The organism is Stenotrophomonas sp. SMYL86, from assembly GCF_036320025.1.
Lineage (GTDB): Bacteria > Pseudomonadota > Gammaproteobacteria > Xanthomonadales > Xanthomonadaceae > Stenotrophomonas > Stenotrophomonas maltophilia_A.
This window is the reverse complement of record NZ_JAWIRU010000025.1, coordinates 61,404-67,560: the sequence shown is the minus strand read 5'-3', so window position 1 is coordinate 67,560 and position 6,157 is coordinate 61,404. Positions and strand designations below refer to the sequence as shown.

At 65.8% G+C, this 6,157-nt stretch carries 4 protein-coding genes; 1 reads left to right on the top strand and 3 read right to left on the bottom strand.

From position 1 onward, the window contains the following. Positions 1-188: 188 nt before the first annotated feature. The 3 genes from V3B64_RS20025 to V3B64_RS20015 form a co-directional block, all read right to left on the bottom strand. Complete coding sequence (locus tag V3B64_RS20025; protein ID WP_329914796.1) at positions 189-1,907, bottom strand: thiamine pyrophosphate-dependent enzyme; 1,719 nt, start codon at positions 1,905-1,907, stop codon at positions 189-191. 132 nt (positions 1,908-2,039) lie between these two features. Next, positions 2,040-2,897, bottom strand: a complete 858-nt coding sequence (locus V3B64_RS20020; RefSeq protein ID WP_329914795.1) for an SH3 domain-containing protein — start codon at positions 2,895-2,897, stop codon at positions 2,040-2,042. 36 nt (positions 2,898-2,933) lie between these two features. Then, positions 2,934-3,416: a DUF3574 domain-containing protein gene (locus V3B64_RS20015; protein ID WP_110713328.1), complete on the bottom strand. Its 483-nt coding sequence runs from the start codon at positions 3,414-3,416 to the stop codon at positions 2,934-2,936. A gap of 214 nt (positions 3,417-3,630) precedes the next feature. Here V3B64_RS20015 and V3B64_RS20010 point away from each other — a divergent pair, with 214 nt between their 5' ends. After that, the gene (locus V3B64_RS20010; RefSeq protein WP_329914793.1) at positions 3,631-6,066 is read left to right on the top strand and encodes a TonB-dependent receptor; all 2,436 of its coding nucleotides are present in this window, start codon (positions 3,631-3,633) and stop codon (positions 6,064-6,066) included. The last annotated feature ends 91 nt before the right edge of the window (positions 6,067-6,157 follow it).

The following is a 6,157-nucleotide window of genomic DNA, read 5'->3' as shown; positions in this document are numbered from 1 at the left end:
GTGGGTCCGGTTGCGGGGGCGTGAGCGCCATGGATGGCGCGACCGAGCTTACATGGATGTACTTGCAGCGTCCCCCGCAACCGGACCCACCCCGCCATCCCTCAGAAACCTGCTCCTGCTGTTGGTGTTGCCGGCCAGCGGCCGGCACTACCGCGGGTGCAGGGCGCAGCCCTGCATCAACCAACCCCCTACTTCTTCAGGAAGTTGTCCACCAGCAGATGCTTCACGTCGTCGAAGCGGCCGTTCAACACCGCCTTGGCCGCATACAGCGCCGTACCGGCCACCTGCTTGGCCTCGATCTGCGGCGGCATCACCAGCTCGGCGCGGCTGGTGTGCACGTCCAGCAGCGCCGGGCCCCGCTGGGACAGGAAGTCCAGCACAGCTTCCTCAAGATCCTCGCTGCGGGTCACCGTGCGGCCGTGGAAGCCGATCACCTCGGCCAGGCGGCCGAAGTCCGGGTTCTTCAGGTCGGTGTAGTTGTCCAGCAGCCCCTCCACCTTCTGCTCCAGCTCGACGAAATTCAGCGAGCCGTTGTTGAACACCACCACCTTGATCGGCAGGTTTTCCTGCACGGCCGTCAACAGATCCCCCAGCAGCATCGCCAGGCCACCATCGCCGGACAGCGAGATCACCTGCCGGCCCGGGAACGCCTTCTGCAGGCCCAGTGCCTGTGGCATCGCATTGGCCATCGTGCCGTGCAGCAGGCTGGTCAGCGTGCGGCGGCGGCCGTTGACACGGATGTGGCGCAACACCCACACCATCGGCGAGCCTCCGTCGGCGGTGAACAGTGCATCATCGGTGGCGTACTTCGACAGCAGCGCGGTCAGGTGCTGCGGATGGATCAGCTCGCCCTCACCGGGCTGCTCTTCCTTCTCGCGCTTCTTCAGTGCCTTGTCACGGCGCTCGATGCACTCGTCCAGGAAACTGCTGTCCTCGCGCGGCGGCAGCATCGGCAGCAAGGCGTCCAGCGTCGGCGCGATATCACCGACCACACCCAGATTCACCGGATGGCGGCGACCCAGGTGGCTGCCATCGCGGTCGACCTGGATGATCGTGGCCTTGTCCGGGTAGAACTGGCCCCAGGCGAAGTCGGCGCCGAGCAGCAGCAGCGTGTCGCACTCCATCAGCGTGTGGAAGCCGGATTCGATGCCGAAGATGCCAGTCATGCCCATGTTGTACGGGTTGTCCGGCTCGACGAAGTCCTTGGCACGCGAGGTGTGCGCAACCGGTGCCTGCAACCTGCGCGCAAGTTCCAACAGCTGCACGTGTGCACCCTGGCAGCCGGCGCCGGCATAGATGCCAATGCGCTTGCCCTGCCCCAACAGTTCAGCGATGCGCTGCAGCTCGGCATCCGACGGGCGCAGCACCGGTTGGGTGTAATGCACGGAGAACGGCACATCGTGCTTCACCTCGGCCTGGCTGATATCGGCGGGCAGGATCACCACCGCCACGCCACGGCGGCTGATCGCCGCCTGGCAGGCCAGCGTGACCACACGTCGCGCCTGTTCGGCACTGTGCACCTGCTCGCAGAACACCGAACAACTGGCGTACACCGCCTTGAAGTCCACTTCCTGCGGGAATTCCATGCCCAGCTCACTGGTCACCACCTGGCTGGCGATCAGCACCATCGGCGCGCGGTTGCGGTTGCTCTCGAACACGCCATTGATGAAATGCAGGCTGCCGGGCCCGCACGAACCGGCACAGGCGGTAAGCTCGCCGCTCACCAGCGAATCGGCACCGGCGGCGAATGCGGCCACTTCCTCATGCCGTACGTGCACCCAGGCGATGTCACTGCCATGCATCGCATCGGTCACATGATTGAGCGTATCGCCCACGATGCCGTAGCAACGGCGGACACCGGCCTGCTGCAGGGCGTCCACCACGATTTCGGCCACGCGCTTGCTCATCGGATACATCCTCGAACGGGGGAACATCCGAGGCTAGACCTGATGAAGTGATGCTTCCGCAAAAAAAGGGGACGGAGGGAATCAAGTCGTATGTGCCGCAAACGACTTAATTCCCTCCGTCCCCTTTTTTCTTCAATCGTTGACGTTGATCCAGCCCACCACCGCGCCGCTTTTTGGATTGAGAAACCGCAGCTTCATCCAGCCATCCTGCTCATCCAGCATCTCCACGTGGTCGCCCTGTACCAGGTAACGCTTCGTACTGGATGCGCCGGGCCGATCGAACAGGAACAGGCGCGCTGGCACCACGGTGGCCTGCTGGCCACGCAGCGGACCGTCGGGCGGTGCGCCCAGGCCATCGGCGATGGCGGTCTCCAGCACACGACCGGCGGGATCATAGGTACGCCAGACCGCCAACGGGCCCTGCTCGTCGCTCTGTTCCCATTGCAACGCGGCGTTCACCGTGTCGCCCAGCATCAGCACGCTTTCGCTGCGGTAGAGATAGAGCTTCGCACCTGCAAACCGGTACTGGTCGGCGTACCACATCGGGCCACTGCGGCAGCTGCTGGTCAGGGTTCGAGTGGCAGCATCCACGCTCAACCCCATCAGGTCACCGCAACTGTCCTTGCCGTGGGTGTCGGCCTGCAGCGCGCGGAACCCGGCACTGGCCGGGTCGAAGCGGTACACCGCCACCGCCTCGTTGACCATGCCCACCGATGCACGCGCGACCAGTTCCGGGTATCCATCGAAATCGACGTCTTCCAGCGACCAGCGCGAATTGCCATCGGCATCCGCCGCACCCGCCAGCGTCTGGCGCTTGCCTGACGGTGACAGCTGCACCGCGATGCTGCCGTCCTGCTGGGGATCGGCATGCGCCTGCACATGCGCGGCCACCTGGAAGCGTAGCGTTTCGCCCTCGTCCCCACTTGCCTGCGCCGACGGTGCCAGCACACCTGCCAATACCAGGCCCAGCAGGCATTCCCTGTAGTTCATCATTGCTCCCTGCGGCACCGCGGCGGCACCTTCAACTCAGAACGATACCTCGACCGGCTGCCGCGACCACAGCACCGATTGATGCTTGGTCTGCTGCTTCCACGCCAGGCGGATGGCTTCGATATCGGCACGGCGCTGCGGGGTGTCCTCGTGCAGCACCACCAGCACCTTGGTGCGCAGGCGGTTGGGCGCGGCATCACCGCGGAACAGCCATTGGCCATAGGCATCGAACACGGTCAGTCCATCCGGGAAGCGCGGGGTCACTTCCTTGTCCAGGAAGGTGCGCCACTGCGTCTCGCTGATGGTGTCGGCCTGCGGACGGTTGCCGGCGCCCTGCTCCTCGCCCACGCCGAAGTACAGCTCACTGCGCACCCAGCCGTGGCCGGCGGACGGGCGTGCGGCATCACCCTTCAGTTCGGCGGTGGTGGCCGTGGCATAGGCGCTGGGCGCCTGAGAGGACAGGCTGGCGCAGCCACTGGTGGCCAGCAGCACGGCGAAGACGAGGCCAAGGTGTTTCATCGGTACAGCTCCGGGGAAGGGGGACAAGGCGAGCCGGCAGCGTACAGCGCCACCGGTCCGGCGTGCTGATGCCAACGGGGCATCAACTCATGCCGGACCGGCAGGGACTTGCATCGGCACCGGCCATCACGCGAAGATAATATATCGCTTCATCCGGATGGATGTAAGTGAAACTATCTCCCCCTTCCCCGTCGTCGTTGTTGCTGGAGCCCCCATGTCCATCCGCCTGCCCGCGTCGCCGCTCGGCCTCGCCATCGCCCTCGCGCTTTCCTCCACCGCCGTCCCGGCTCTGGCCCAGGACGCTACCAACCTCGACACCGTGATCGTCACCGGCACCCGTGCCGCCGACCGCACCGTGCTCGAATCCACCTCGCCGGTGGACGTGCTCACCGCCGAGGACATCCGCAAGGCGGGCGTGGTCAACGGTGAGCTGGGCAGTGCGCTGCAGGCCCTGCTGCCGTCGTTCAACTTCCCGCGCCAGTCCAACTCCGGCGGCGCCGACCACGTGCGCGCCGCACAGCTGCGTGGCCTGTCGCCGGACCAGGTGCTGGTGCTGGTCAATGGCAAGCGCCGCCACCACACCGCGCTGGTGAACACCGACAGCAAGATCGGCAAGGGCACCACGCCGGTCGACTTCAATTCGATCCCGGTCAGCGCGATCAAGCGCATCGAAGTGCTGCGCGACGGCGCCGGTGCGCTGTACGGCTCTGACGCCGTGGCCGGCGTGATCAACGTGATCCTCGACAACGGCGGCGACGGTGGCGAGATCGAGGCCAGCTACGGCGCCAACCACACCGACCTCAAGCCGATCGGCCGCACCCTCACCGACGGCCAGACCGGCAACATCAGCGCCAAGGTCGGCACCTCGCTGGGTGAGGACGGCGGCTTCCTGCGTGTCGGCCTGGAGTACAAGCACCGCAACGGCACCAACCGCGCCGGCTTCGACCAGATTCCGCCGTGGGACCAGACGCCGGACAACCTGGCGCTGCAGGGCAAGCGCAACTACGTGCTGGGCGATGGCAAGAGCAAGGACATCAACCTGTGGCTGAACACTGAGATCCCGGTGGGCCAGACGTCGACGTTCTACGCGTTCGGCACCTTCAACCAGCGTGATACCGAAGGCGCGAACTACTTCCGCTACCCCGATGGCGATGCCAACTGGAAGCAGATCTATCCGAACGGTTACCGGCCGATCTCCGAAGGCGAGAACCGCGACGTGCAGGCCGTGGCCGGCGTGCGCGGCCAGTGGGGTGAATGGAGCTACGACGGCAGCCTGGATTACGGCCAGAACGACTTCACCTACCGCCTGCGTGATTCGCTCAACGCGTCGCTGGGCCCGACCAGCCCGACCCGCTTCAAGACCGCCGACTACGAATACGCACAGACCGTGGGCAACCTCGATCTGAGTCGTGTGTTCACCCAGAGCGACAGCATCAGCCACACCCTGGGCCTGGGCGTGGAAGCACGGCACGAGCGCTACCAGACCCGTCCCGGCGACCCGGCCAGCTACGCCGCCGGCCCTTACACCGATCGCCCGACCGGCTCGCAGGCCGGTGGCGGCCTGACCCCGCAGGATGCGGCGCGCCTGTCGCGCGACGTGGCCAGCGCCTACGCCAGCCTGTCCAGCCAGTTCGGCGAGAAGTTCTCCACCGATCTGGCCGCACGCTACGAGCACAACGACGATTTCGGCGGTGAACTGACCGGCAAGCTCGGCCTGCGCTATGAATTCACCCCGGCGTTCGCGTTGCGCGGCGCCATCTCCAACAACTTCCGCGCACCGTCGCTGGCGCAGATCGGCTACGAATCCACCTCGACCGGCTACAACGCTGGCGGCCAGCTGGTACAGGGCCGCCTGTTGTCGGTCAACAATCCGATCGCCCGTGGCCTGGGTGCGCAGAACCTGAAGCCGGAAAAGTCGATCAATACCTCGCTGGGCTTCACCAGCCGCATCGGTGAGCACTTCGACCTGTCGCTGGACTTCTTCCAGATCGACATCGACGACCGCATCGCGCTGTCGGAGAGCATCACTGGCGATGCACTGACCGACTACGTGGCCGCCAACTACGGCGTCAGCGGCCTGCAGAGCGCCAGCTTCTTCGTCAATGCCGCCGATACCCGCACCCGCGGCGCCGAGCTGGTCAGCAACTGGCGCCAGTCGCTGGGCGACGGCCAGCTGCTGCTGACCGGCACCTATGCCTACACCAAGACCACGCTGAAGAACGTGCTGGCCACGCCGGCACAGCTGCGTGCGCTGAACCCGGACTACGTGCTGTTCGGCATCGAAGAAACCAACACCCTTACCGATGCCACGCCGCGCACGCGCGGCAGCTTCTCGGCCGCATGGAGCAACGACCACTGGTCGCTGAGCACCCGCGTGAACCGCTATGGCAGCGCCACACGCGTGTTCAACTTCGGTGACGGCTACATCCCGCGCCAGACCTACCAGGCCGAATGGCAGTTGGATGCCGAAGTCGAGTACCGCATCACTCCGCAGTGGAGCGTGGCCATCGGCGGCCAGAACCTGACCGACAACTACCCGGATCGATCCAACAGCGATATCCACTACTTCGGCAACCTGCCGTACGACGTGCTGTCGCCAATCGGCAGCAATGGCGCGTATTACTACGGCCGCGTCCGCTATACGTTCTGATTCATCAGTCCGGTAGTGGCGGGCGCGGGGCGGGCACCGCGCGGTGCCTCCAGGGGCCCGGCCGGGGGCCGGGCGCGGCCGGGCGCGCCCG

What these genes read in the sequence shown, in the direction of transcription:
- V3B64_RS20025 (WP_329914796.1), bottom strand. Translation starts at nt 1,907, where the DNA reads ATGAGCAAGCGCGTGGCCGAAATCGTGGTGGACGCCCTGCAGCAGGCC.
- V3B64_RS20020 (WP_329914795.1), bottom strand. Translation starts at nt 2,897, where the DNA reads ATGAACTACAGGGAATGCCTGCTGGGCCTGGTATTGGCAGGTGTGCTG.
- V3B64_RS20015 (WP_110713328.1), bottom strand. Translation starts at nt 3,416, where the DNA reads ATGAAACACCTTGGCCTCGTCTTCGCCGTGCTGCTGGCCACCAGTGGC.
- V3B64_RS20010 (WP_329914793.1), top strand. Translation starts at nt 3,631, where the DNA reads ATGTCCATCCGCCTGCCCGCGTCGCCGCTCGGCCTCGCCATCGCCCTC.